At 37.0% G+C, this 26,770-nt stretch carries 23 protein-coding genes and 1 other annotated feature; of the genes, 21 read left to right on the top strand and 2 right to left on the bottom strand.

The features are described from left to right. The first annotated feature begins 97 nt into the window (after positions 1–97). The 3 genes from H7K77_RS09365 to ileS all read left to right on the top strand — a co-directional run bounded on the left by H7K77_RS09365 (position 98) and on the right by ileS (position 4,648). Positions 98–871: a YlmH family RNA-binding protein gene (locus H7K77_RS09365; RefSeq protein ID WP_186577539.1), complete on the top strand. Its 774-nt coding sequence runs from the start codon at positions 98–100 to the stop codon at positions 869–871. A gap of 96 nt (positions 872–967) precedes the next feature. Then, positions 968–1,480, top strand: coding sequence for a DivIVA domain-containing protein (locus tag H7K77_RS09360; protein WP_186577538.1), 513 nt, complete (start codon positions 968–970; stop codon positions 1,478–1,480). A gap of 92 nt (positions 1,481–1,572) precedes the next feature. Next, positions 1,573–1,798: a binding site (T-box leader), on the top strand. 90 nt (positions 1,799–1,888) lie between these two features. Continuing rightward, positions 1,889–4,648 carry an isoleucine--tRNA ligase gene (ileS, locus tag H7K77_RS09355; RefSeq protein WP_186577537.1) on the top strand — a complete coding sequence of 920 codons (2,760 nt, stop codon included), beginning with the start codon at positions 1,889–1,891 and terminating at the stop codon, positions 4,646–4,648. A gap of 45 nt (positions 4,649–4,693) precedes the next feature. Here ileS and H7K77_RS09350 read toward each other — a convergent pair whose 3' ends face one another. Next, a complete protein-coding gene (locus H7K77_RS09350; RefSeq protein WP_186577536.1) occupies positions 4,694–5,947 on the bottom strand; it encodes an MDR family MFS transporter in 1,254 nt (417 codons plus the stop codon). A 321-nt stretch (positions 5,948–6,268) separates the two neighbouring features. Between H7K77_RS09350 and lspA the strand changes: the two genes are divergently transcribed. The 12 genes from lspA to H7K77_RS21030 all read left to right on the top strand — a co-directional run bounded on the left by lspA (position 6,269) and on the right by H7K77_RS21030 (position 18,579). Continuing rightward, complete coding sequence (gene lspA, locus H7K77_RS09345) at positions 6,269–6,736, top strand: signal peptidase II (protein WP_186577535.1); 468 nt, start codon at positions 6,269–6,271, stop codon at positions 6,734–6,736. Next, a complete protein-coding gene (locus tag H7K77_RS09340; protein ID WP_186577534.1) occupies positions 6,733–7,647 on the top strand; it encodes an RluA family pseudouridine synthase in 915 nt (304 codons plus the stop codon). Before lspA ends, H7K77_RS09340 begins: the two co-directional genes overlap by 4 nt. 173 nt (positions 7,648–7,820) lie before the next feature. Continuing rightward, positions 7,821–8,360 carry a bifunctional pyr operon transcriptional regulator/uracil phosphoribosyltransferase PyrR gene (gene pyrR, locus H7K77_RS09335; protein ID WP_186577533.1) on the top strand — a complete coding sequence of 180 codons (540 nt, stop codon included), beginning with the start codon at positions 7,821–7,823 and terminating at the stop codon, positions 8,358–8,360. A 165-nt stretch (positions 8,361–8,525) separates the two neighbouring features. Beyond that, a complete protein-coding gene (locus H7K77_RS09330; protein WP_186577532.1) occupies positions 8,526–9,458 on the top strand; it encodes an aspartate carbamoyltransferase catalytic subunit in 933 nt (310 codons plus the stop codon). Then, positions 9,415–10,719 (top strand): dihydroorotase, encoded by a 1,305-nt coding sequence (locus H7K77_RS09325; protein ID WP_186577531.1) that lies wholly within the window; start codon positions 9,415–9,417, stop codon positions 10,717–10,719. The genes H7K77_RS09330 and H7K77_RS09325 overlap by 44 nt, the downstream gene beginning before the upstream one ends. Further along, positions 10,694–11,809: a glutamine-hydrolyzing carbamoyl-phosphate synthase small subunit gene (gene carA, locus H7K77_RS09320; protein ID WP_186577530.1), complete on the top strand. Its 1,116-nt coding sequence runs from the start codon at positions 10,694–10,696 to the stop codon at positions 11,807–11,809. Before H7K77_RS09325 ends, carA begins: the two co-directional genes overlap by 26 nt. Continuing rightward, the gene (gene carB, locus H7K77_RS09315; RefSeq protein WP_186577529.1) at positions 11,788–14,988 is read left to right on the top strand and encodes a carbamoyl-phosphate synthase large subunit; all 3,201 of its coding nucleotides are present in this window, start codon (positions 11,788–11,790) and stop codon (positions 14,986–14,988) included. Before carA ends, carB begins: the two co-directional genes overlap by 22 nt. Continuing rightward, positions 14,988–15,758 (top strand): dihydroorotate dehydrogenase electron transfer subunit, encoded by a 771-nt coding sequence (locus H7K77_RS09310; protein WP_186577695.1) that lies wholly within the window; start codon positions 14,988–14,990, stop codon positions 15,756–15,758. Before carB ends, H7K77_RS09310 begins: the two co-directional genes overlap by 1 nt. Next, positions 15,755–16,690 carry a dihydroorotate dehydrogenase gene (locus tag H7K77_RS09305; protein WP_186577528.1) on the top strand — a complete coding sequence of 312 codons (936 nt, stop codon included), beginning with the start codon at positions 15,755–15,757 and terminating at the stop codon, positions 16,688–16,690. Before H7K77_RS09310 ends, H7K77_RS09305 begins: the two co-directional genes overlap by 4 nt. Then, the gene (gene pyrF / locus H7K77_RS09300; protein WP_186577527.1) at positions 16,662–17,369 is read left to right on the top strand and encodes an orotidine-5'-phosphate decarboxylase; all 708 of its coding nucleotides are present in this window, start codon (positions 16,662–16,664) and stop codon (positions 17,367–17,369) included. The genes H7K77_RS09305 and pyrF overlap by 29 nt, the downstream gene beginning before the upstream one ends. Then, the gene (gene pyrE, locus H7K77_RS09295; RefSeq protein ID WP_186577526.1) at positions 17,362–17,979 is read left to right on the top strand and encodes an orotate phosphoribosyltransferase; all 618 of its coding nucleotides are present in this window, start codon (positions 17,362–17,364) and stop codon (positions 17,977–17,979) included. Before pyrF ends, pyrE begins: the two co-directional genes overlap by 8 nt. 417 nt (positions 17,980–18,396) lie before the next feature. Next, entirely contained in the window at positions 18,397–18,579 is a 183-nt protein-coding gene (locus H7K77_RS21030; protein WP_222599283.1) for a hypothetical protein, read from the top strand. A 361-nt stretch (positions 18,580–18,940) separates the two neighbouring features. On the opposite strand, the gene H7K77_RS09290 is transcribed toward H7K77_RS21030, so the two are convergent. Further along, complete coding sequence (locus H7K77_RS09290; RefSeq protein ID WP_186577525.1) at positions 18,941–20,659, bottom strand: Rqc2 family fibronectin-binding protein; 1,719 nt, start codon at positions 20,657–20,659, stop codon at positions 18,941–18,943. Positions 20,660–20,887: 228 nt separating this feature from the next. On the opposite strand from H7K77_RS09290, the gene H7K77_RS09285 reads away from it, so the two are divergent. From H7K77_RS09285 to priA, 6 genes are all read left to right on the top strand, one after another. Beyond that, the gene (locus H7K77_RS09285; protein WP_186577524.1) at positions 20,888–21,766 is read left to right on the top strand and encodes a YicC/YloC family endoribonuclease; all 879 of its coding nucleotides are present in this window, start codon (positions 20,888–20,890) and stop codon (positions 21,764–21,766) included. 120 nt (positions 21,767–21,886) lie between these two features. Next, positions 21,887–22,147 carry an extracellular matrix/biofilm regulator RemA gene (gene remA, locus H7K77_RS09280; RefSeq protein ID WP_093210849.1) on the top strand — a complete coding sequence of 87 codons (261 nt, stop codon included), beginning with the start codon at positions 21,887–21,889 and terminating at the stop codon, positions 22,145–22,147. A gap of 18 nt (positions 22,148–22,165) precedes the next feature. After that, positions 22,166–22,786, top strand: a complete 621-nt coding sequence (gene gmk / locus H7K77_RS09275; protein WP_186577523.1) for a guanylate kinase — start codon at positions 22,166–22,168, stop codon at positions 22,784–22,786. Beyond that, positions 22,783–22,989 (top strand): DNA-directed RNA polymerase subunit omega, encoded by a 207-nt coding sequence (rpoZ, locus tag H7K77_RS09270; protein WP_186577522.1) that lies wholly within the window; start codon positions 22,783–22,785, stop codon positions 22,987–22,989. The genes gmk and rpoZ overlap by 4 nt, the downstream gene beginning before the upstream one ends. Before the next feature lie 161 nt (positions 22,990–23,150). Continuing rightward, positions 23,151–24,356, top strand: coding sequence for a bifunctional phosphopantothenoylcysteine decarboxylase/phosphopantothenate--cysteine ligase CoaBC (gene coaBC / locus H7K77_RS09265; protein WP_186577521.1), 1,206 nt, complete (start codon positions 23,151–23,153; stop codon positions 24,354–24,356). Then, positions 24,353–26,761 (top strand): primosomal protein N', encoded by a 2,409-nt coding sequence (gene priA, locus H7K77_RS09260; protein ID WP_186577520.1) that lies wholly within the window; start codon positions 24,353–24,355, stop codon positions 26,759–26,761. Before coaBC ends, priA begins: the two co-directional genes overlap by 4 nt. Positions 26,762–26,770 lie beyond the last annotated feature (9 nt).

Below are 26,770 nucleotides of genomic sequence, written 5' to 3'. Positions count from 1 at the left end.
CCAGTGCCAAGTTTTTTCATATTATTGGAAGTAATGAATAGTATATGTCTTTGAAAGTCCTACCAATAGTTAAAGTTTATACTTAAAGGTGATATATATGGATATTTATCAGCATTTTAGAAAAGAAGAACATCCTTTCATCGATCAAATTCTTTCGTGGAAGGATGAGGTTGAACGTTATTTTCAACCTAAATTAACAGATTTCTTAAATCCAAGAGAACAGACAATTTTTGCAACGATTATTGGCAAAGATTCAGATATGCAATTACATTTCTTTGGCGGTAATGAAGAAACGGAGCGTAAGCGTGCAATATTAGCACCATTTTACGAAACGATTACGGTGAATGACTTTGAAACGGAACTGCTGGAAGCCACTTACCCTACTAAATTTATTTCACTAGAACACCGTGATGTCCTTGGGGCATTTCTATCTACAGGAATTAAAAGAAAAAAGATGGGGGATTTACTAGTAGCAGATGGTACAATTCAAATTATTGTTTCATCTGAGCTTGTATCCTACATTAAAATGAATTTAACAGATATAAAAAAAGCAAGTGTTACATTCGAAGAACAATCCTTTGATAAACAATTAGAGAAAAAAGAAGCCTGGATTGCGGAACATACTACTGTTTCATCTTTAAGGTTAGATGCTGTTTTAAAAGAGATTTATAACATTTCCAGGCAAAATGCAGTTAGTGCTATCCAAAAAGGGTTAGTAAAAGTGAATTTTCAATTGGTAGATAACCCTTCCTTTAAAATTGAACCGGGTGACTTATTATCGATGCGTGGCAAAGGAAGAAGCAAATTATCAGAGATTCATGGATTATCCAAAAAGGATAAATGGAAGGTTACTTATGAAAAATTAAAATAATTTGTACGTTTTTTGGAGGAATTGATTGTTTTATGTCGAAATGGTTATATACTAGAAGTAACCGAATAATTTCACATCTTTAAGGAGGTGGCCAAAGTGCCATTAACACCATTAGATATTCACAACAAAGAATTTACACGAGGATTCAGAGGCTATGATGAAGATGAGGTAAATGAATTTTTAGATCAAGTCATTAAAGATTATGAATTAGTGATACGTGAGAGAAAAGAATTAAAAGAACAAGTAGAACAACTAAATGAAAGACTTGGACATTTTTCTAATATTGAATCTACCTTAAATAAATCTATCTTAATTGCACAGGAAACAGCAGAAGAAGTTAAGGGGAATGCTACCAAGGAGTCTAAGCTAATTATTAAAGAGGCGGAGAAAAATGCAGATAGAATCATTAATGAAGCATTGCAAAAGTCTCGAAGAATCTCTATTGAAGTCGAAGAATTAAAAAAACAAGCAAAGGTTTTCCGTACGCGTTTAAAAATGTTGGTTGAAGCTCAGTTAGACTTAGTTGAAAATGACGATTGGGATGGTTTGTTCGATACAGAGTTAGGTTCAGACATCGATTTGGAAAAAGAAGTACAAAAAAATTATTAAACCTTGACGTTTATCGGAATTTTACATATAATTCATTAACATAAGTAAAACTCGATTTCGGGTTAAATTTAACCAAAAATTTAATGATTTGATTAAATACATGGCGAGGGACAGTACAATCAGAGTAGATGGCCAAGCGAACTGGGGACGGTGTAAGCCTAGTGCAAACTATGATTGGAAAATCACCCTTAAGTATCCATTTTGAACCGATTTTTTCTCAGTAGACATGGACGTTTTATTCACGTTACGAATCTCAAGTGGATTTTACATTATGTTAAATCTATAAGGGTGGTACCGCGAGTCCTTCTCGTCCCTTTTGGGATAGAAGGGCTCTTTTTGTTTACTTAAAAAATTAACACAGCCTGTATGTAAATAGTCATGAACATAGGATCATAAGGAGGAAGTTGAATGGATTACAAGAAAACGTTACTGATGCCAGAAACAGAATTCCCAATGCGAGGAAATCTACCAAACAAGGAACCAAAGCTTCAAGAAAAATGGGATGAAGAAGACATTTACGGTCAAGTACAACAAAGAACAGAAGGTAGACCTTTATTTATTTTACATGATGGCCCTCCGTATGCAAATGGTGATATTCATATGGGGCATGCATTGAATAAAGTATTGAAGGACTTTATCGTTCGATATAAATCAATGGCAGGCTTTCACGCTCCATATGTACCAGGTTGGGATACACACGGATTACCGATTGAATCAGCACTTGCAAAGAAAAAGGTTGACCGTAAAAAAATGTCTGTTGCGGAATTTAGACGGAAATGTGCAGAATATGCATTGAAACAAGTAGACAACCAACGAACTCAGTTTAAGCAGTTGGGAGTAAGAGGGGATTGGGAAAATCCTTATATTACTTTAACGAAAGATTACGAAGCAGCACAAATCCAGGTTTTTGGAGAAATGGCTAAAAAAGGTTATATCTATAAAGGACTAAAGCCTGTTTACTGGTCTCCTTCATCAGAATCTGCTTTAGCAGAAGCTGAGATTGAGTACCAAGATAAACGTTCTGCATCGATTTACGTGGCGTTTGATGTGAAAGAAGGGCGCGATTTACTTGATGGAGACGAGAAGTTCATCATTTGGACGACAACTCCATGGACAATTCCAGCTAACCTTGCAATCTCTTTACATCCAGATTTAGAATATGCAGTCGTTAAAGTACAAGATAACAAGTATATTGTTGCTAACGATATGTTAGGTAAAGTAACAGAAGTATTAGAATGGGAATCTACTGAGGTACTTAAAACATTTAAGGGTAAGGAAGCAGATCGCTTAGTTGCCAAACATCCAATTTATGATCGTGATTCCTTAATTATTAACGGGGAACATGTAACAACTGAGAGTGGTACTGGTCTTGTACACACAGCACCTGGTCACGGGGAAGATGACTTCTTCGTCGGTAAACGTTATGGACTAGATGTTTTGTGCCCTGTAGATGAAAAAGGTGTATTCACTGAAGAAGCGCCGGGCTATGAAGGTTTATTTTATGATGCTGCTAATAAAGAAATTACGCAAAAGCTTGAAGAAGTTGGTGCATTGTTAAAACTAGAATTTATCACGCATTCCTATCCACACGACTGGAGAACGAAGAAACCAACTATCTTCCGCGCAACCAATCAATGGTTCGCATCGATTAAGGACTTCCGTGAAGATATCATGAAAGAAGTAAACAGAATTAATTGGTATCCAAAATGGGGTGAAACAAGGTTATACAACATGGTTCGTGACCGTGAAGATTGGTGTATTTCTCGTCAACGTACATGGGGTGTACCAATTCCGGTATTTTATGGAGAAGACAGAACACCAATTATTACAGATGAAACAATAACACACGTATCCAATTTGTTCCGCGAACATGGGTCTAATATTTGGTTTGAATGGGACACAAAGGATTTATTACCTGAAGGTTTCCAATCAGAACACAGTCCAAATGGAACCTTTACGAAAGAAACAGATATTATGGATGTGTGGTTTGATTCAGGTTCTTCACACCAAGGTGTGCTAGAGGAACGTCCAGAGTTAAGACGTCCTGCAGATGTTTATTTAGAAGGTTCTGACCAATATCGTGGTTGGTTTAACTCTTCTATTTCAACAGCAGTAGCTGTGACTGGAAAAGCACCATACGAAAATGTGATCAGTCATGGATTTGCTTTAGATGGCCAAGGCCGAAAAATGAGTAAATCAGTTGGAAACGTCGTTGTACCTTCAAAAATTATGAAGCAATACGGTGCTGATATCCTTCGTTTATGGGTTGCGTCGGTGGATTACCAGGCAGATGTTAGAATTTCGGATGATATTATAAAACAAACCTCAGAAGGGTATCGTAAAATTCGTAATACTTTCCGCTTTATGTTAGGTAATTTACACGACTTTGATCCTAAACAAAACAAGGTAGCAGATCAAGATTTACAAGAGGTAGATCGTTACATGTTAGTTCAATTGCAAGGTCTTATTGCTAAAGTAAGGTATGCATATGACAATTATGAATTCTCTACGATCTATCATACTATTCATAATTTCTGTTCGATTGACTTAAGCTCTTTCTATTTAGATTTTGCAAAAGACATTCTTTATATTGAGGGGAAAGACAGTAGCAGACGTCGTAGTATCCAAACGGTTTATTATGAAATTGTTACTAATTTAGTTAAATTATTGTCACCAATTCTTTCCCATACTGCTGATGAAATTTGGGGTTATATTCCAGGAGTAGAGGCTAAGAATGTTCAATTGACAGATATGCCAGAAGTAAGAGAAATTGACGGCGAAAAAGAACTTACAGACAAATGGAATTTGTTCATGAATGTTCGTGACGATATTCTAAAGGCACTAGAAGAAGCTCGTGCTAATAAAGTGATTGGTAAATCTTTGGAAGCTAGTTTGAAAGTTGTTGCGAAAGATAACAATGTTAAAGAACTTTTAGCTGGAATAGAAGATTTACATCAATTATTAATTGTTTCTGAAGCTGATATTGTGGACGCTGCTGAGGGTGCTAAGGAATATGAACAAGTATATGTTCATGTAGAAAAACACGATGCTGAGAGATGTGAACGCTGTTGGGTTGCGTCAGAGACAGTAGGGTCTAATCAGGATTATCCAGAACTTTGTGATCGTTGTGCAGATATTGTTAAAGAACATTATGTAGATGTTGAATAAAGAATAAAAAGAATCAACTGTCTCTTTTAGAGCAGTTGATTCTTTTTATGTTGTTTCTTGTTGGGACCTTCTTTTTTCTAAATCTGGTAATATTTTTTTTATAATCAACATCCCAGAAAGTCCGGTAACTAGTATTAACAGAGACATGGTTTCTTTGTTAAAGATCGCCCCCAACGAAACAAATACGGAACTTATCATCATCGAGCCGTGAAAAACTAAACTATTTACCGCCATATAGGAGCTTCTCTTATCATCGGTAGGGATACTTGCAAGGAAGTCCTGTTGGATTGGTACCCTCATCAGTTCACCGACTGTTGCAATTACCATAAAGAAAAATAACAGCCAAATATTGTTCAAATAACTGATGGCCACATAACCAACTGTAAATATTAATATCGATAGTAAATATGTCCGGTCTTCTTTTAATTTAGATACCCACCTTGTAATGAAAACAGTGAGTAAAACGACAAGAATTGTATTTTCTGTTTTTAAAAAACCTAACATTTCGACCCCAGAAATGTGAAAAGATAAAATAGATTGAACGGGAATATCTTCATTTAACCTTATGCCAATATAATTCTCCATCTGATTTTCAATCGATTGGATTAGAAGACCAGCTAGCACAAAATATAGAAATACTTTATCGCCTGCAACCTCTTTATAACTATCTACCATATTAAAGAAAACATTCTTCTGTTGCATTTGAAGATCTTGTTCTTTTTTTTCAAACGTTTCTTTAATGAAGAAAATAACTAAAATGTTGGACAAGATACTCGTTATGGCTAAGACAATTAGTAGCTCAAAAAGATGATGTTTGAAAGATAAAGCACCTATTACACCACCGATTGCAAAGGCAAGATTAAAGCTCCAATAAATAAGAGAATAGACACCTTTTCGTTCCTTCGGTTTTGTTATATCTATGAGCATGGCGTCGGCGGCAGGACCATCTAAACCAAAAGATGCTCCAACAATCAGTGCCATTAGAAAAGTTATACTGGGAGAAATCAATAATGGAGAATTTACAAGTGCCATGATAATAAAAGCAAACATCCTTATAATTCCGGCAATAACCATTAGTTTTTTTCTACCCATTAGATCAGCATAGTAACCACCATACATTCCTGCAACCATCCCTATAACAATGTTTAATAGTAGTAAGATGCCTGTTAACTTTGCTCCAAAATATTGTGAGAAATAAATAGCCATAAATGGGAAGATGGCTCCTGAAACCATGTCTGCTAGAAAGATTTGTACAATTCTTATTTTAATGTTAATATGATAATCTTTGAATTTTGTCAATAATACCCCTCCTTATGTTGTGTTAGTCGTATGAAAATGGGTTAAGCTAGTTAGTAATGATCCATAGGAGGAAGGTTATGTAACGGGTTCCTACTTAGCGAATAGCAAACAATTACTAAAGTTTATCATGGAAAATGATCGTTGACTAACCAAATGTTAAATTAATTCAATTAAAAAGGAATCGGGCTAGAGGATGAAATGTTTTACAACTTATTTTGTAGGCAGAGTTTATACCTGTAGTAATCTAAATTCCTATTCTCCCTAATTTTATGATAAAATGCTAAAGGATAAGAAACATTATAGAACGGGGGAACGTATAACGTGAGATACTATTGGATCGCTTTGATCGTCATCATTATAGACCAGTTTACAAAGTGGATAGTAGTTAAAAACATGGAGTTAAGGGAAAGCATTCCTGTCATTGAAAATTTTTTCTACATAACGTCACACCGAAATACTGGGGCTGCTTGGGGTATTTTGGCAGGAAAGATGATTTTCTTCTATATTATTACGACGATTGTCATTATAGCAGTAGTGTATTACATGCAGAAATTTGCAAAAGAAAGTAAGCTTATGGGATGGTCACTTGCTTTTATTTTAGGAGGAGCCATTGGAAACTTTATCGATAGATTATTCCGCAAAGAAGTAGTTGATTTCTTAGATATTTATATTGGAAACTACGATTATCCGATTTTTAATGTGGCAGATTCAGCCCTCGTAGCTGGAGTTATTTTAGTGTTAATTGCAACGTTTTTGGATGAGAAAAAGAAAGGAAGTATAAAAGCATGACATTGCTTAATCATACAATTCAACCAGAGGAACAAGGCATGCGAATTGACAAAGTTCTTGCTGAATTAAATAAAGAGGCTTCTCGATCCCAGGTTCAATCTTGGATTAAAGCAGACTTAGTTAAAGTTGACGGCGAAACGATTAAAAGTAATTATAAGTGTCAAGTCGGTTCTGAAATTATTTGGGAGATCCCTGAGGTACAGGAATTAGATATCATTCCTGAAAATATCCCAATTGAAATCGTTTATGAGGATAAAGATGTGTTAGTGGTAAACAAGCCACGAGGTATGGTTGTACATCCATCGCCAGGTCATGGTACAGGAACTTTAGTAAATGCTTTACTTTATCATTGCAATGATCTATCAGGGATAAATGGAGTTGCTAGACCAGGAATCGTTCACCGTATCGATATGGATACAAGTGGCTTACTAATGGTAGCGAAAAATGATCAGGCACACGTTTCCTTAGTTGAACAACTAAAAGAAAAAACAGTGAAGCGTTCGTATCAAGCAATTGTTCATGGAGAAATCACACACGAATATGGAACTGTGGATGCACCGTTAGGAAGAGACCCTAGAGATCGCCAAAAGATGGCGGTAGTAGATGGTGGGAAACATGCAGTTACTCACTTTGAAGTGATGGAGAAGTTTGGTGAAAAATTTACACATGTAAAATGTGTGTTAGAAACAGGCAGAACACACCAAATTAGAGTTCACATGCAATATATTGGCTTTCCGCTAGTAGGGGATCCAAAGTATGGGCCACGAAAAACGCTTGATATTGATGGACAAGCCTTGCATGCATCCGTGTTAGGATTTGAACATCCTCGAACAAAGGAATGGCTTGAATTTGAAGTGGAACCACCGGAAGTATTCCAAGATTTATTAAAAAATTTAGCTTTGATGAGTTGACAGAAGTAGAGATATTTGGAATAATAGCAAATAAGAATTCAATATGACCCTTTAAAGACAGTCCCGTGAGGCTGGAAAGGAAACGGACCGAATTTATTGTAGGAATCGTCTGTCCAATCCCATTTTCTTCACGGAAAATGGGATTTTTTTAAGGGAAAAAGGAGATAAGAGCAATGAACAAAAAAGCAACTGTATTAGATACACCAGCAATTAAAAGAGCTTTAACTAGAATTGCTCATGAGATCCTAGAAAGAAATAAAGGTGTAGATGATCTAATGCTCGTAGGGATCAAAACTAGAGGTATTCCACTCGCAAATCGGCTCAGGGATAAAATTGCTGAAATTGAAGGTGTTGAGATACCAATTGGAGAAATAGACATTACACTATACCGAGATGATTTAAGCCATCAAGCAGAGAGTAAGGAGCCCAAAATTCAAGATACTAGAATAGAAGGGATATCCGGGAAAAAAATTGTTCTTGTTGATGATGTTCTTTTCACTGGGAGGACAGTTAGAGCTGCGATGGACGCAATCGTTGATCATGGGAGACCGTCTCAAATTCAATTAGCTGTATTAGTAGATAGGGGTCATCGTGAATTACCGATTAGAGCAGATTTTATCGGAAAAAATATTCCTACTTCACATGATGAAGTTATTATGGTTGAACTAGGTGAAACAGACGAACAGGATCAAGTTAGTATATACGAACAATAAAATATGAAACCTTTAATCGAGTCCCGAGAGGCTTGCAAGGTTGCTATTAGGATACGTGTACCCAAGAACACGTCTACCTCTTTGCGACCACGCAAAGAGGTTTTTTTTATCAAGAGGCTAGAAACTAAGAAACTATCATTTATATAGGTTAGAGGAGGAGTAAAAATGAAGGATTTTGTTTCCATGAAAAATTTATCTGAACATGAATTGTTACAGTTAATAAAAACCGCAGATGAAATTAAGGAGCATGGTATTGAACCATTTAGGGAGCAATTGTTCGCAGCAAACCTTTTCTTTGAACCAAGTACAAGAACAAAAATGAGTTTCATTGTTGCGCAGAGAAAACTAGGAATCGAGGTTTTAGATTTTGCAAGTGACTTCTCGAGCGTCCAAAAAGGAGAAAGTATTTATGATACGGCAAGGACATTAGAATCTCTTGGCGCTTCTCTATTAGTCGTAAGGCATCCACAAGATAATATTGTGAAAGAGTTATCCGATCAGATTTCCATTCCCGTTATTAACGCTGGAGACGGTAAAGGAGAACATCCAACGCAATGTTTACTAGACTTACTAACCATTTATCAAGAATATAAAAGATTTAAAGGAATAAAAGTAGCTATCGTTGGAGATATAAAACATAGTCGCGTCGCTCGTTCAAATGCATATGCGTTAACGACCCTAGGTGCTGAGGTCTACCTCTCTTCCATGAAAGAATGGCAAGATCCAAGTCTTCCTTTTCCATATATATCAATGGATGAAGCAATGGAACAGTGTGATGTTGTTATGCTTCTTCGTATCCAACACGAAAGACACGATAGTAGGTCTGTCATCATGGATACACAATACCTACAAGACTATGGTCTAACAAAAGAAAGAGAACGCAAAATGTTAAAGCATGCGATAATTATGCACCCAGCTCCCGTTAATCGAGGAGTAGAGATAGACAATGATTTAGTTGAGTGCGGTCGTTCTAGAATATTTAAGCAGATGTCTAACGGTGTTGCAGCTCGAATGGCTGTCATGTCCAAGCTACTAGGAAAGGAAGGATTAAATCATGCGAACAATTTTAATCAACGCGATGCAGTTAGCAGTAGATAATAGTAAGGTCGCCTGTGAAATTGTCATAAGTAATGGGGTAATAGAAGAAATTGCCGAAAAGGTTACAATCCTAGATGGTGATAATGTAGTAGATTGTCAAGGTAATATAGTAACACCAGGTTTTATTGATGTACACGTACATTTACGGGAACCGGGTGGAGAAAAAAAGGAAACAATAGAAACTGGTTCTAAATCAGCTGCTCGTGGAGGCTATACTACCATCTGTTCTATGCCTAATACTAGACCAGTGCCTGATTCAGCGGAAACACTTAATGGTATCGTTCAACGTATTAAAGAAACTGCACAGGTAAGGGTATTGCCTTATGCCTCGATCACGGAAAGGTTGTTAGGACAAAAGTTAACCAACATGGAAGAATTGAAAAATGCGGGCGCATTTGCATTTACTGATGATGGTGTGGGAGTCCAAACTGCTGACATGATGCTCAAGGCTATGCAAGAAGCTGCAAGGCTAGACATGGCTGTAGTGGCTCACTGTGAAGATAACTCACTAATACATAAAGGGGTTATTCACAAAGGGATTTCTAGTAAACAATTAGATATACCGGGTATTCCATCGATTTGTGAATCAGTACAAATCGCCAGAGACGTCCTATTGGCAGAGGCAACGGGCTGTCATTATCATGTATGTCATGTCAGTACGAAAGAATCTGTACGAGTGATTAGGGATGCAAAGCGTGCAGGGATTAACGTAACTGCTGAAGTTACTCCCCATCACCTATTATTAAATGAAGAAAGTGTTGTTTCCGATGATGCAAATTTTAAAATGAATCCACCACTTAGAGGGGTAGAAGACCAACAAGCATTGATAGAGGGACTATTAGATGGAACAATTGATTTCATTGCAACTGACCATGCGCCACATACGGAAGAAGAAAAAAATCAAGGACTATTACTTGCTCCATTTGGTATTGTAGGTTTTGAAACAGCATTCAGTCTATTAAACACTCATCTCGTTGAAACAGGAAAGGTTACACTAGTCCAATTATTAGAATGGATGACAGTAAAACCTGCTAAGGTATTTAAATTACCATACGGAGAACTAAAGCTTGGAGCACCTGCAGATATAACCGTGCTTGATTTAAATAGAAAAGTAGAAATTAATAAACATGATTTTATTTCAAAAGGAAAAAACACACCTTTTCATGGTTGGAAAGTTAATGGAATACCTGTTATGACCATTGTTGAAGGGAAAATCGTCTTTGAGGAGGCTTCTTATGGAAAAGCGACAACTCGTGCTTGAGGATGGCACCATATTTACTGGGAAAGCATTTGGAAGTGAACAAGCAAGTGTGGGAGAGGTAGTCTTTAATACTGGGATGACTGGCTATCAAGAGATATTGTCTGATCCATCTTATTGCGGTCAGATCGTAACAATGACTTATCCACTAATCGGAAATTATGGGATTAACCGTGATGACTTTGAGACGATAACACCGTCCATCCATGGATTAGTTGTGAAAGAGGTTTGTGATTCTCCTTCAAACTTTAGGAATGAAGAAAGTTTAGATAGTTATTTAAAGGCAAATGGCATACCAGGAATTGCAGGCATTGATACGCGTAAATTAACAAAAATCATCCGTAAACACGGTACGATGCGAGGTGTGTTTACAGAAGTGGGTTCATCAGTAACTAGTGCACTTGAACTAATAAACAATACTCCCCAAATGAACAATCAAGTTGAAAGAGTATCAACTGTCAAACCGTATGTTGTTCCAGGTCGTGGGCATCGTATTGTATTAGTTGATTTTGGCATGAAGCACGGTATTTTAAGAGAATTAACAAAAAGAAACTGTCATGTAACTGTTGTTCCTTATCACTATTCAGCTGAAAGTATTTTACGTTTGAGACCAGACGGAGTAATGCTGACGAATGGACCTGGGGATCCGAAGAGCGTACCGGTCGCAATTGAAATGATTCATAATATTATGAGTGAGATACCTGTATTTGGAATTTGCTTAGGTCACCAACTTCTTGCACTAGCCTGTGGTGCCGATACAGAGAAGTTGAAATTTGGCCACCGTGGATCTAATCACCCTGTTAAAGATTTAACCGAAAATAAGACTTATCTTACATCACAAAACCATGGTTATGCTGTTAATGAAGCCTCTCTTGAGAAAACAGAATTGCTTCTAACTCAAATTGCATTAAATGATAAGACTGTTGAAGGCATAGAACACAGTAAATATCCTGCTTTTTCTGTACAGTATCACCCAGAAAGCTCACCAGGGCCAGAGGATACAAACCACTTGTTTGATAAGTTTCTAGCAAAAATTGACCAACATCATGTAACGATCAAGGAGGAAGAATCATGCCTAAGCGTACAGATATAAACAAAATTTTAGTGATTGGTTCTGGACCAATAGTAATCGGGCAAGCAGCAGAATTTGATTATTCTGGTACGCAGGCTTGTCAGTCTTTAAAAGAAGAAGGGTACACAGTAATTTTAGCTAACTCAAATCCAGCCACCATTATGACAGATCATACAATTGCCGATACAGTTTATATGGAGCCTTTGACGGTCGAGTTCTTGTCAAAAATTATACGCAAAGAACAGCCAGATGCCATCTTACCTACGTTGGGTGGGCAAACAGGTCTTAACCTTGCTGTTCAGCTAGAAGCCACCGGAATATTGGAGGAATACAATACCGAATTACTAGGAACATCTTTAGATGCCATTCAACAAGCTGAGGATAGAGAGAAATTCCGTACACTTATGAATGAACTAAATGAACCTGTACCAGAATCAACAATAGTCAATACGGTTCAACAAGCATTAGATTTTGCTGATGAGATTGGATATCCGTTAATTGTCCGTCCAGCTTATACACTAGGTGGTACTGGTGGCGGAATGTGTTACAACGAACAGGAATTAAAAGAAATTTCTAGAAATGGGCTGGCATTGTCTCCAGTTAGTCAATGTTTGATTGAAAGAAACATAGCCGGATTTAAGGAAATTGAATATGAAGTAATGCGTGACAAAAATGACCAAGCTATCGTTGTTTGTAATATGGAGAATATTGACCCTGTCGGCATTCATACTGGAGATTCGATCGTAACTGCTCCGTCTCAAACCCTAAGTGATCGCGAGTATCAAATGCTTCGAAATGCATCATTAAAGATTATTCGTGCATTACAAATTGAGGGTGGATGTAATGTTCAGCTTGCACTAGACCCTGACAGTTTCCAATATTATATTATTGAAGTGAATCCAAGGGTAAGTAGATCCTCTGCACTTGCATCAAAAGCTACGGGCTATCCAATTGCTAAGATTGCAGCAAAAATTGCAATTGGTTTGACATTGGATGAGATCATTAATCCAATTACAGGCATAACGTACGCTATGTATGAGCCAGCACTTGATTACGTTGTGACAAAGTTCCCACGTTTTCCATTTGATAAGTTTACAACAGGAAATCGGACACTAGGAACGCAAATGAAAGCAACAGGCGAGGTTATGGCCATTGGTCGAACGTTTGAAGAATCTTTACTAAAAGGTATTAGATCACTTGACATAAGCTCAGAAGACTTTTGGTTAGAAAGTCTAACAAAAGTTGACACAGTAAACTTAAAAGAAAGACTTGCCAAACCAGATGATGAGCGTATTTATGTACTAGCAGAAGCACTTCGTCGAGGTGTAACTGTCGAGGAAATCTTTGAACTAACTAAAATAGATCGATACTTTCTAATTAAGATGAAGGGCATTATTGATTTAGAGGTTAAGCTTATTGGCAATTCTGGTTCATTAGAATTATTACGAATTGCAAAAGAAGCAGGATTTTCAGATACCCAAATTGCAAGATTATGGGGTCAACATGTGGATGAGGTTTTTGAATTACGAAAGCAACATCAAATAACACCAGTATATAAAATGGTGGACACATGTGCTGCAGAATTTGAATCAGAAACACCATATTTCTATAGCACATATGAGGAAGAAAATGAATCAGTCGTAACGAATCGAGAAAAGGTTATTGTTATCGGTTCAGGACCAATCCGAATTGGGCAAGGTATCGAGTTTGATTATGCTACTGTGCACTCTGTACTTGCACTAAAAGAGGCTGGTTATGAAGCAATTATTATGAATAGTAACCCTGAAACAGTTTCTACTGACTTTAGCGTTTCAGACAAACTTTACTTTGAACCACTAACATTAGAAGACGTCATGCATGTTATTGAATTAGAAAATCCGATTGGTGTAATTGTCCAATTTGGCGGTCAAACAGCAATTAACTTGGCGGAAGGCTTACAACGTAGAGGTGTTAGAATATTAGGGTCATCACTTGAAACGATTGATACAGCAGAGGATAGAGATAAGTTCGAACAGTTATTAAACGAATTAAATATTGCACAACCAAAAGGGAAGAGTGTTCGTCAGCTAAATCAAGCTCTCGAAACTGCGAAAGAAATTGGCTATCCGGTCCTAGTAAGACCTTCGTATGTAATTGGTGGCAGTCAAATGGAAATAGTTTATAACGATGATGAACTTTCTAGTTATCTAGCAAAAACGAATCATATCAAGCATAAGCATCCCGTTTTGATTGATAAGTATTTAACGGGTATTGAAGTTGAAGTAGATGCAATCAGTGATGGGAATACAACGATCATTCCAGGAATGATGGAACATATAGAAAGAGCTGGAGTTCACTCTGGTGACTCTATAGCTGTTTATCCTACGCAACGAATTAGCAGTGAAGTAAAGCAAAAATGTGTAGATATAACAATTAAAATAGCTTCTAGGCTTCAAGTAAAAGGGCTGATCAATATTCAATTTGTTGTGCATAAGAATGAAGTTTATGTATTAGAAGTTAATCCAAGAGCGAGTAGAACAATTCCTTTCTTAAGCAAAATAACTGGGGTTACGATGGCTAACCTTGCTACAAGGTGTATCCTGGGGGATTCTCTTGCTGACATGGGGTACGAAAATGGACTATTACCTGAACCACCTCATGTTTCCGTAAAAGTACCAGTGTTCTCATTTGAAAAGCTTAGAAGTGTGGATACAATGCTTGGGCCTGAGATGAAGTCTACCGGTGAAGCAATTGGTCGGGACAAGACCCTTGAAAAGGCTCTTTATAAGGGTTTAACTGCATCAGGATTATCCATCCCGATGGAGGGTTCTGTATTATTAACGGTGGCGGATAAAGACAAACAAGAAACTGCAGAAATTGCAAAGAGGTTCTATCAATTAGGATTCCAGTTATACGCAACGGAAGGTACTGCTGGCTATATGAAGGAACAGGGACTACCTGTTAAACAAGTTGGGAAAATTGGCTCAGAGGGGACCAATGTGTTATCCATTATAGAAAATGGAGAAGTACAATTTGTGATTAATACATTAACATCTGGCAAACAACCACGTTCAGATGGGTTTAGAATTAGACGAGAAGCAGTTGAACATGGAATTGCATGTTTAACGAGCTTAGATACTGCAGGAGCAATTTTGAATGTAATTGATTCCACTACGTTTACAGCAAAGCCAGTGGTTGAGAGAAAGGCTGTTGTCCTGTGATGAACAAAACATCTGTCACGATAATTTCAAAAAAAATAATTGCTAAAGAAACAATAGAATTGACATTTCATGCTGAAGGATATGTAAATCAGATTAGTCCAGGTCAATTTATTCATATCAATGTAGGAAATGGATCTAGTAATCTATTAAGAAGACCTATATCTATAGCAGATGTTGATGTTGATAGCCAAATCGTTACTATTATTTTTAAAATAGTTGGTGTAGGAACGGATCAACTAAGTCGAACTGAAGTAGGGGATAAGCTTGATATCCTACTTCCTTGTGGCTCAGGGTATCCTATTAATCAACTTGAATTGGACAGAGCTTTAATTATAGGGGGCGGAATAGGCGTTCCTCCCCTGTATTATCTTGCTAAACAATTAAATAAGCAGGGAGTAGCTGTTACTGCTGTTATAGGATTTCAGTCTAAAGATTATGTTTTTTATGAATCGAAGTTCAAGGAGCTCGGTAATTGTCATGTTGTTACCGATGATGGATCATATGGCTTCAAGGGTTTTGTGACGGATTTACTAAACGATACACCTATTGATTATGATTATTTCTTTTCTTGTGGCCCCACGGGCATGTTAAAAGCGGTTTCTACACAATTAAAAAATAGAAACGGGTATATTTCAATTGAACAGCGAATGGGATGTGGAGTTGGAGCTTGTTACGCTTGTGTTGTTCCAACGAACGATGGTACGAACGGCTTTAAGAAAATATGTAAAGACGGCCCTGTTTTCCAAGCAAATGAGGTGGTTTTAGTATGACATTACTAACAAGAATACCAGGTCTGACGTTAAAGAACCCGATTATGCCAGCTTCAGGATGCTTTGGATTTGGTCGAGAATATAGTGAATTATTTGATTTGAATAAGCTAGGAGCAATCATTATTAAAGCGGCTACGCTAGAAAGTAGGTATGGTAATCAGACACCGAGAGTGGCAGAAACCTCATCAGGTATGCTTAATGCAATTGGCTTACAAAATCCAGGTGTGGAAGCAATCATTGACAATGAGGTATCTTTCTTAGCTAACTATGATCTACCGATTATTGCTAATGTGGCGGGAAGTACAGTAGAGGAATATGTTGCTGTAACAAAGGCATTTACCCGTACAGCAAATATAGATGCAATTGAATTGAATATTTCTTGTCCCAATGTAAAAGAAGGGGGCATTCAATTCGGTACGGATCCCACTTTAGCAGCAGAAGTAACAGCGAGTGTAAAACAAGCAAGCAAAGTGCCGGTCTATGTGAAGCTTTCCCCAAATGTTTCGAATATTACTACGATGGCAAGAGCTGTTGAATCGGCTGGTGCTGATGGATTATCAATGATTAACACCTTAACAGGCATGCAGATAAATTTAAATTCTAGGCGACCTTTACTAGCAAATAAAACGGGTGGACTTTCGGGACCTGCTATCAAACCAGTTGCGATTAGAATGATTTATGAAGTAAGGCAACAGACTTCGATTCCTATCATTGGTATGGGTGGCATTATGACAGCAGAAGATGTACTAGAATTTTTACTTGCAGGGGCAAATGCTGTTGCTGTAGGTACCGCAAATTTTCATAATCCATTCGTATGTCCAGAGATTATAGAAGCATTGCCAGAGGTATTAGCGAAATATGGTTTTAGTTCTGTAGAACAGGCTGTGGGAAAGGGGCATGAATATGGACACAAGGATTTATCTCGCACTTGATTTTCCTGACTGGAGCCAATCAAAGCGATTTCTTCAAGAAAATGAATTAAAAGGAGTTCCTGTTAAAGTTGGAATGGAACTTTTTTATAAAGAAGGTCCATCAGTAATTGAACAGTTAAAAAAGGATAATCATTCTATTTTTTTAGATCTTAAACTTCACGATATTCCTACTACTGTTCAAAAAGCCATGCGTAATATAGCACAACTTGGTGTTGATATTATAAATGTTCATGCTTTAGGTGGAAGTGATATGATTGAAGCAGCAAAACAAGGACTCATCGAAGGAGCAAGTGGTAAAAACGTTCCTAAACTTATCGGTGTAACTGTACTGACTTCTATGGATGAACAAATGCTGCAAGGTGAGTTGAATGTTAACGCTACGCTTGAAGAAACTGCTGTACGTTTAGCAAAATTGATTCATAGCAGTGGAGGGGATGGGGTAGTTTGTTCCGCGCATGAAGCTGCTTTAATTAAAGAAGCGTGTAGTCCAGAATTTCTAACAGTAACTCCAGGAATAAGGCTAACTAATACTGCGCACAACGACCAGAAGCGAATTGCTACTCCGAAATTTGCCAAAGAAAATGGTTCAGACATCCTAGTGATTGGAAGAAGTATTACACAATCTACCAATCCAAAACAGGCTTATTACGATGCATTGGAGGAATTAAAACATGACTAAAAGTCAAGAAGTAGCCAAGGCCTTATATGAAATCGAAGCAATACAAATCAAACCAGATCGTTCATTTGTTTGGACTTCTGGAATTAATTCTCCAATTTATTGCGATAATCGCTTAACACTATCGTATCCAGATATTCGAAACAACATAGCAGATGCCTTTGTAGAACTAATTCAAAATATGGAGGAAAAGCCTGATGTTATTGCGGGTTGTGCTACTGCAGGTATTCCTCACGCAGCGTGGATTGCTGAAAAGTTAAATCTACCTATGGTATATGTACGGTCTAAACCGAAGGGACACGGTAAAGGTAACCAAATAGAAGGTAGGGTAACAAAAGGTCAAAAGGTTGTCGTTATTGAAGATTTAATTTCAACTGGTGGATCTTCCATTAATTCTGCGCTAGCTTTACAAGAAGCTGGGGCAAGTGTACTAGGAATTATCGCTATATTCACTTATGGTTTGACTAAGGCAGAGGAAAACTTTAATCAGCAAAAATTTTCGTTACAAACTATTACAAATTTTGATATATTACTACAGGAGTTAGTGAAAGTTGGCGAAATCACCTCTGAAGAAGAAACTAGTTTACTAGAATGGAGAAGTTCCCTAGCTTAAACCACATAAACCTTTCGATAACTTATTACGTAGTTGAGATGAAATCACTAGTAACTTATCAGAACCTTTTGATGTGTGCTTGAACTCGTTCCGGCAGAATACTCCGCTTTCCGTGGGCACGGCCTCAAGCCTTCCCGTGACGCAAAGAACGCTCTTCCGGGATCTTCGGACACGTGCTGTTCCCACAGGACAAGGAAGGCTTCGACAGAATTGACATCGCACGAAGAAAATCGGGTTGTATTTTGGAGGAGTCTCCGTATTCTGCCTACACTTATGATAGATTTCTACCTCTTTAGAACATTAACGACTAACCGTCCAACTAAAGCGCTTCTTCTAAGGACTGTTACTCCAATAATTTTTCCACCTTTGTTGTTGATTGGAGCGGAGGGCAGTTGACTCCTGTGGGAACAGCAACAGGTGAAGACCCCACTTGATGCACCTGTGTCTACTAGTAACGCTTCGCAGCATGCTTCCTCGGTGCAAGGGCGCAAAGAAGCTAATTCAAGTAGTTCCCTGGCTGAGGCGTTGCCCACGGAAAGCAACTGCCCGGAGCGGAAATCAACGTCTCCACTTACTGGAGACTTTATACATTTTACGTAATACTAGCAATATAAACTGAGTAGTGATTAAAAAGAAACATTGAATTAATTTCAATGTTTCTTTTGATAGGTAATCTATGTAATGCAAGGTACGTACCTACAACAAGTTGTAAACACATATGAAAAGGGTACGCTACGTTCTGAGTTTATTATTAGGACTAACACATTTTTAACTGTTGATTATGTATGGAATTTGTTAATATTACCCTTCTAACTTTGACCAGATTATCCGTAACTAATATTTATAAACTATTTCCCGGGCAAGCGCACAATATTGGTTGTTTCTACTAATTTCGAGTTTTTCTTAAAACAATAAGCCCTCTATAGTTCAATGCTAAAGAGGGCTTATTGTTTTAAGGAAATTAGTTTTCATTATTCTTTTTTAATTTATCTATATACTTTTCATCAGGAGTTACAAATATTGTTTTTTGGTTATCGTATGTTACAAAACCTGGCTTTGCACCATTCGGTTTTTTTACATGGCGGATTAAAGTATAATCTACTGGCACAGAAGATGATTGTTTTGATTTACTATAATAGGCTGCTAACTGACCAGCTTCAAGCAATGTTGTTTCACTGGGGTTCTTGTCGCGTATAACAACGTGAGAACCAGGTATATCCTTTGTATGTAGCCATAGATCGTCTCTTGCAGCAAGTTTCATTGTCACGTATTCATTTTGTTTGTTATTTTTACCAACTAATATTAGTGTACCGTCGCTTGCGTAAAACTGTTCAGGTTCAGGCTTCGTTGGTTTATTCCGCTTTTTATTTTTAGTTTTCTTCACTTTCAGATAACCTTGTTCTTGTAATTCTTCCCGTATTTCCTCGATATCCTTTTCTCTAGCACCATTTATCTGTTGGATAAGTTCATCTAAATAGTTAATCTCTTCCTTCGTTTTCACTATTTCCTGTTCAACCATTTGTTTAGATTTTTTGAGCTTTTGATAGGTTTTAAAATAGCTTTGAGCATTTTCACTTGGACTTTTATTAGGGTTTAGCTCTATTGTTATTTCTTGTTGCTCAGGATCATAGTAATCTACAACAGTTGCTAGTGCATCTCCTTGTTTTAGGGTGTGCATATTAGCTGTTAGTAGTTCACCCCAACGTTGGTATTGTTCAGCCTGTTCTGCTTTAGTTAATGTTTCCTCGTGTTTATTTATTTTACGCTTATTTTTTTCTAACTCATTTTTTAAGAAACGTAATAAATCCCCTGCGCGTTGCTTAACTCGATCTTTTTCTGCTTTACCTGAATAAAAATGATCAATCATATCATTTATACTTGAGAAACTTTCTCTTTCATTTCTTATAGATGATAGAGGTAAAACATAAAAATCTTGTTTTTCCCCAGTTATGATTTCTGGTAAGTATTTGTTTGCGATTACGCGCTCTTGAAATTCTGAGAACACTTGTTTATATGTATCAGTAGATCCAAGATTTGCCCGATGTACTAGTTCTTTTGCAAGGAGTGGAGACACTCCCATTAGTAACTGTACGATTTGTTTATCTAGCTTACCTGCATTGAAATCTAATTTCTTAACAAAAGAGTCTGAGTCTATTGTTAATGGATTATATTTCCCCTGATCGGGTGGAAGGATATAGGATTGGCCAGGCATTATTGTTCGGTAACGATTTTGGGAAGGGGAAATGTGTTTAATGCTGTCCAAAATATGTCCTTTTTCACGATCAATTAATAAAATATTACTATGTTTTCCCATCACCTCAATGATAAGACTTTTCGTTGTTTCATCTCCAATTTCATTCTTTCCTTTAAAATGAAAATAGACAATTCGCTCATTTTCATGCTGTTCAATGCTTTCTAGAAAGTTTCCTACCAAGTGTTTACGTAATAACATACATAACATTGGAGGTTCCTTTGGGTTTTCGAAGGTATCATTAGTTAGATGAAACCTTGCATAGCTAGGGTGGGCAGATAAAAGTAGATTTTTATTCTTGCCAAAACTCCTTATAGTAAAAAGTAATTCTGTCTCTGTTGGTTGATAAACTTTCATGAGCCGTCCAGAAACTAATTCTTGGCTTAACTCGTATACTACTGCTCGTGTGACTATTCCATCGAATGCCATTTTAAAATCACCTCGTCAAGCAATTATAGCACTATTGGGTATAAGTCTGCATTCATATATTCATTCACAATTTATTATATTGGATGATCATTCTTATTTTTTAGCAAAAAAATATCATCTTTCCATTTTTGTTTTGGTTCAAAGTGTTCAGACTATATTTTTTTTGATATGATGATTATACATGTATTCATTGTGTTAAAATGAACTAATGTAACTGGATGTGATGAAATGGTAAGTAGTATGACTGGTTTTGGCAATACTGCCATAACTGTAAAAGGAACAAATATCGTAGTGGAAGTTAGAAGTGTCAATCATCGTTTTTTGGACATTTCGACTAAAATACCTAGATCCTTATTAGTATTAGAGGACAAACTGAAAAGAATTGTACAGACCTTTTTTCACCGGGGAAGGGTCGACATATACATTACGATCGAGGGATCAGGCTTTATCGAACATACAGTTGATCTCAACTGGGATTTAGCCAACCAGTATATCAGTAAACTTCAAGAGGTAAAGGACCGCTTCCAGCTAGGAGGAGAAATAACACTTGAGATGTTAGCTAAATTTGAAGATGTATTTTCGGTTAAGGAACTCGAACAGCAACCAGATGAACTGAAAGAAGGCATAATGGAGGCGTTAACCGAAGCTTGTCAAAAAGTACAAGAAATGCGCCAAAAAGAAGGAAAGAAACTGATCGACGATTTGGTTGATAGAGTGAAATTAGTAGAAAACACAGTAAATAAGTTGGGTGAACGGCGAGATATTGTTATAATAGAATATCGGGATAGGATCAAGGCTCGAATAGAGGAATACATAAATCAACTTGATGGCTTCCAGACGAACGTTTACCAAGACATAGCTATCTTAGCTGAAAAAGGTGACATTACAGAGGAAGTAACACGTCTTCGTAGCCATGTTAATCAATTCTTAAAAACAATAAGTCAAAAAGGTGCAATAGGAAGGAAGCTAGATTTTATCCTACAGGAAATGCACCGGGAAACAAACACTATTGGTTCAAAGTCAAACGACGTAAAGATAAGTGAATTAGTAGTTGTTTTAAAGAGTGAAATTGAGAAGATAAAAGAACAGATTCAAAATGTAGAATGAATATTTTGTTCCTTTGTACAATTTCATATAATATAGTTACAATTAGTACTTAAAAATAGTTTCTATATTAGTATTGCTGAACATTAGAATTTTAGTTTGTCATAAAGAGGGGGAACCATTTTGAGTTTACGGTTAATAAACATAGGATTCGGTAATGTCGTTTCTGCAAATAGAATAATTTCGATTGTTTCACCTGAATCTGCACCTATAAAACGAATTATTACCGTTGCCAGAGACAATAATAAATTAGTAGATGCTACATATGGTCGCCGTACGAGGGCGGTCATTATTACAGATAGTGATCATGTTGTGCTATCAGCTGTTCAACCAGAAACGGTTGGACAACGTGTGATTAGTCATGATGAGATTTCAGATGAATAGGCTTTAGGAGGATATATGTTGATCAAAGAAAAGGGTATTTTGTTTATATTATCAGGTCCATCGGGGGTTGGAAAAGGTACTGTTCGAAAAGCTCTATTTGAAAAAGATACTGAACTTAAATATTCAATATCTATGACCACTCGTCAAATGAGGCAAGGAGAACAAGAAGGTATCGATTACTTTTATAGATCGAAAGACGAATTTGAGTCAATGATTGAGAACAATCAATTACTTGAATTCGCCCAATATGTGGGGAATTACTACGGAACACCTCGTGATTATGTCGAGGAAACGTTAGAGTCAGGTAAGGATGTATTTCTTGAAATAGAAGTACAGGGCGCTTTGCAAGTAAAGAAAAATTTCCCTGAAGGTGTATTTATTTTCCTATTCCCACCGAGCTTAGACGAACTTAAGAACCGGATTGTGAACCGTGGGACTGAAACAGAAGAACTAGTGAAAAACAGGTTATTAGCTGCTAGGGAAGAAATCGAAATGATGGATGCCTATGATTATGTCGTGGTTAATGATAAAATTGAAACTGCCGTAAAGAAAGTGCAAGCTATCGTTCAAAGCGAACATTGTAAACGTCAAAGAGTTGCAAAACAGTACAAAAAGATATTGGAGGCGGATCTTGGATGATGTTAGAACCATCTATTGATAAATTACAAATGAAAATAAACTCTAAATACACGCTAGTTACTTTGTCTGCTAGACGTGCTCGTCAGATTCAACAAACTAAGCACCACCAATTAGATAAACCTAAATCTGCGAAATTTGTTGGTATCGCCTTAGAAGAGATTCAAGCTGATAAGTTAACTTATATTGCTGCAGAGGAAGAATAAACAAAACATTTAAAACCCAGTGTTTTTGCTGAAAAGTTAATGTGGTTAAGTCACACTTTCAAAAAGGTCCCCTCGTCTGTAATATGCAGACGGGGGTTTCTTCTATAGTAAATGTTAACTTGTAAATTGCTAGATACATATGTCGAATTGGGGGCTAAAAAATGTTAGAGGGTAAACGGATAGTATTAGGAGTTTCGGGCGGTATTGCAGCATATAAAGCTTGTGCGTTGACAAGTAAATTGACGCAACAAGGTGCTATAGTAAAAGTCATCATGACTAAAAGTGCCGTTAATTTTGTCTCGCCTTTGACTTTTCAGGCGTTATCTAGAAATAATGTTTATCTAGATACCTTTGATGAGAAGGATCCTGAAAAAATTGCACATATTGATCTTGCTGATTGGGCTGATATGATCCTAATTGCACCTGCGACAGCTAATGTGATTGGGAAAATAGCTAACGGTATTGCGGATGACATGCTCACAACTACAATCTTAGCAACAGAAGCAAAAGTATATGTCGCACCAGCAATGAACGTTCATATGTACAAACATCCAGCTGTAGTAAAAAATATGACTACACTATCAAGTTGGGGCTATCGCTTTATTGAACCAGGTGATGGCTATTTAGCGTGTGGATATGTTGGGAAGGGTCGTTTAGAGGAGCCTGAAACTATAGTTGAGGTAATTAAAAGTGATGATAACTTCAATATGAAATGGAAGGGGAAAAAAGTTTTAATTTCAGCTGGACCGACTAAGGAGAAGATAGATCCTGTTCGCTTTTTCACCAATCATTCATCAGGTAAAATGGGTTATGCGCTAGCAGAAGCAGCTGCAGATCTTGGTGCTGAGGTAACGTTGGTATCTGGTCCAACTGCATTAAATACTCCAGTTGGCATTAAAGTCATTCATGTCACTACAGCATCTGAAATGTATGAGCAAATGTTATCTTTTTTCCCTTTACAAGATGTAGTTATTAAGGCTGCAGCTGTAGCTGATTATCGACCAGTACTAACTTATGATGAAAAAATGAAAAAAAAGGATGGAAATCTCCAAATAGAGTTAGAAAGAACAAAGGATGTATTGTATGAGTTAGGTGCACGAAAAGCAAAACAATTTCTAGTTGGATTTGCTGCTGAAACGAATGATGTGTTAAATAATGCAAAGAAAAAAATAGAAAAAAAGAACCTAGATGCAATTGTTGTCAACGATATTCAAACTAAGGGTGCTGGATTTCAATCAGACACAAATGAAGTTATATACTTAAATAGAACAGGGAATGAAAAGCATCTGAGGCGTGCTACTAAAAAAGATATAGCGAGGCAAATACTTGAATTAATTGATGCAGAGTTAAGGGTTGATGACGTGTGAATATTGCTAAAGTGGTAGTTGATGTACCTGCAAGTCAAACGAATCGAGTATTTGATTATGAAATACCAGATAAGTTTGTAGGCTCAATACATAAGGGAATGAGGGTAATTGTTCCTTTTGGTCCAAGAAAAATTATGGGGTTTGTTTTGGAATTAACTGATCACTCTGAATTTGGGCGACTCAAAAAAATAAGTGACTTATTAGATGTTACTCCTGTTTTAACAGAAGAATTACTTGAATTAGGCAAATGGTTGTCTGATAAAACATTAAGTTTTTATATTTCGTCGTTTCAGGCCATGTTGCCTCAGGTATTAAAGGCTAAATACCATAAGGAAATAAGGAGAGTCACGGAAGAGAGCCTTCCTGAACAACTAGAGAATATTTTTGCTAGTAGGGACTATATGGATTATGACGAGTTTGTAGAGCGGAATGGTCCTTATAATCTATTACAAAAGGCGATACACAATGATTTGGTGGAAATTAATTATCATGTTGCTTCACGTGAGACTTTTAAGACGGAGACGATGATTGCACCTAATCGTGAACCTTTTAGATTGGAAGAAGACTTAATCAATCTACCTAAACAAGCTAAGAAACAAAAATTGTTACTTAATTACTTTATTGAACATCCAGAAGCCATAAGTCAAAGCAAGTTATTAGGAAAATTAAAAACAACAAGAGCAAGCCTTAAGCCTTTATTAGATGAAGGTTTTTTAAAGGAATACAAACAAGAAGTGTACCGAAACCCCTATAAAGAGGAAAGATATCCTCGGACAACACCCTTGGATTTAACAGCGCAACAAAGGCAAGCTATTGAACCGATACTAAAAACTATTGTGGAATCAGCTCATGAAGTATTTTTGTTGCACGGTGTTACTGGTAGTGGAAAAACTGAGGTTTACTTACAATCCATTCAAGAAGTGCTTAATCAAGGTAAGGAAGCCGTTGTATTGGTTCCAGAAATTGCACTAACTCCTCAAATGGTACGAAGATTTAAAGGTAGGTTCGGTTCAGAAGTTGCTGTATTACATAGTGCCTTATCTGCTGGTGAAAAATTTGATGAGTGGCGTAAAATCCAACGGAAACAAGTGAAAGTAGTGGTTGGTGCACGTTCAGCGATTTTTGCTCCTTTTGAGAATCTCGGGATTATTATAATTGATGAGGAGCATGAGTCAAGTTATAAACAGGATGAACATCCAAGATACCATGCTAAGGACGTAGCAATTTATCGAGGCGTAAAACACAACTGCCCAGTAGTGTTGGGGAGTGCGACACCTACGTTAGAATCATATGCAAGAGCTAAAAAAGGTGTTTATACGCTATTAACACTAGCCAATCGGATGAATAATTCCGCAATGCCTAAGGTAAATATTGTCGATATGAGAGATGAGCTTCATGCTGGCAACCGGACAATGTTTTCAACGGTCTTAAAAGAGGAAATAGAAGCAAGGCTGAGTAGACGTGAGCAAATCGTGTTGTTTTTAAATAGAAGAGGGTATTCAACTTTTGTAATGTGTCGAGACTGTGGACATGTGATGAACTGTCCTCACTGTGATATTGCACTAACCTACCACAAAAAAAATAACCAGTTGAAGTGTCATTATTGTGCTTATGAAGAGCAATTACCTAGTCTTTGTCCAGAGTGTGAGAGTGATACAATTAGATATTTTGGTACGGGAACGCAGAAAGTAGAAGAAGCCTTGGCGGAATTGATACCTGAAGCAAGAGTAGTAAGGATGGATGTGGATACAACTAGGCGGAAAGGTTCTCATGAGAAACTGCTTAATCAGTTTGGGAATCAGGAAGCTGATATTCTACTTGGAACACAAATGATAGCCAAGGGTCTAGATTTTGCTAACGTTACGTTAGTCGGAGTATTAACTGCTGATTCCTTACTCAATCTACCTGACTTTCGTGCTGCAGAAAAAACATTTCAGCTTTTGACACAAGTCAGTGGGCGCGCAGGACGACATACTTTACCTGGAGAAGTGATTATCCAAACTTATACGCCAGAACATTATAGTGTGCAACTTGCAAGTCAATATGATTATGAACAATTTTTTAAAAAAGAGATGGATATGCGAAAGACATTTCAATATCCACCGTATTACTTCCTAACGTTAATAACAGTATCCCATCCTAATCAGGCGAAGGTTATGGAAGTGACAAAAGTAATAGCCCAATTGCTGAATAAACACCTATCTGAACAGGCTAGAATCTTAGGTCCTACTCCCTCACCACTTACTAGGATTAAAGATAGATATCGATTCCAATGCATGATAAAATACAAAAACGAGCCAAATCAAAGGGACGTTATTCGAAAAATTTTATCTTTTTATGAAAAGGAAATTCAAAAGAAAGAGTTGCTAATACAAGTTGATTTAGAACCATATCAGTTAATGTAGAAAGGGGAA

This window comes from Aquibacillus kalidii (genome assembly GCF_014280935.1).
Taxonomy (GTDB): domain Bacteria; phylum Bacillota; class Bacilli; order Bacillales; family Amphibacillaceae; genus Aquibacillus_D; species Aquibacillus_D kalidii.
Note: the sequence above shows the minus strand (reverse complement) of the source record. Positions and strands in the feature narration are given on the sequence as shown.

What these genes read in the sequence shown, in the direction of transcription:
- H7K77_RS09365 (WP_186577539.1), top strand. Translation starts at nt 98, where the DNA reads ATGGATATTTATCAGCATTTTAGAAAAGAAGAACATCCTTTCATCGAT.
- ileS (WP_186577537.1), top strand. Translation starts at nt 1,889, where the DNA reads ATGGATTACAAGAAAACGTTACTGATGCCAGAAACAGAATTCCCAATG.
- H7K77_RS09340 (WP_186577534.1), top strand. Translation starts at nt 6,733, where the DNA reads ATGACATTGCTTAATCATACAATTCAACCAGAGGAACAAGGCATGCGA.
- pyrR (WP_186577533.1), top strand. Translation starts at nt 7,821, where the DNA reads ATGAACAAAAAAGCAACTGTATTAGATACACCAGCAATTAAAAGAGCT.
- H7K77_RS09330 (WP_186577532.1), top strand. Translation starts at nt 8,526, where the DNA reads ATGAAGGATTTTGTTTCCATGAAAAATTTATCTGAACATGAATTGTTA.
- H7K77_RS09325 (WP_186577531.1), top strand. Translation starts at nt 9,415, where the DNA reads ATGCGAACAATTTTAATCAACGCGATGCAGTTAGCAGTAGATAATAGT.
- carA (WP_186577530.1), top strand. Translation starts at nt 10,694, where the DNA reads ATGGAAAAGCGACAACTCGTGCTTGAGGATGGCACCATATTTACTGGG.
- carB (WP_186577529.1), top strand. Translation starts at nt 11,788, where the DNA reads ATGCCTAAGCGTACAGATATAAACAAAATTTTAGTGATTGGTTCTGGA.
- H7K77_RS09310 (WP_186577695.1), top strand. Translation starts at nt 14,988, where the DNA reads ATGAACAAAACATCTGTCACGATAATTTCAAAAAAAATAATTGCTAAA.
- H7K77_RS09305 (WP_186577528.1), top strand. Translation starts at nt 15,755, where the DNA reads ATGACATTACTAACAAGAATACCAGGTCTGACGTTAAAGAACCCGATT.
- pyrF (WP_186577527.1), top strand. Translation starts at nt 16,662, where the DNA reads ATGGACACAAGGATTTATCTCGCACTTGATTTTCCTGACTGGAGCCAA.
- pyrE (WP_186577526.1), top strand. Translation starts at nt 17,362, where the DNA reads ATGACTAAAAGTCAAGAAGTAGCCAAGGCCTTATATGAAATCGAAGCA.
- H7K77_RS09290 (WP_186577525.1), bottom strand. Translation starts at nt 20,659, where the DNA reads ATGGCATTCGATGGAATAGTCACACGAGCAGTAGTATACGAGTTAAGC.
- H7K77_RS09285 (WP_186577524.1), top strand. Translation starts at nt 20,888, where the DNA reads ATGGTAAGTAGTATGACTGGTTTTGGCAATACTGCCATAACTGTAAAA.
- rpoZ (WP_186577522.1), top strand. Translation starts at nt 22,783, where the DNA reads ATGATGTTAGAACCATCTATTGATAAATTACAAATGAAAATAAACTCT.
- coaBC (WP_186577521.1), top strand. Translation starts at nt 23,151, where the DNA reads ATGTTAGAGGGTAAACGGATAGTATTAGGAGTTTCGGGCGGTATTGCA.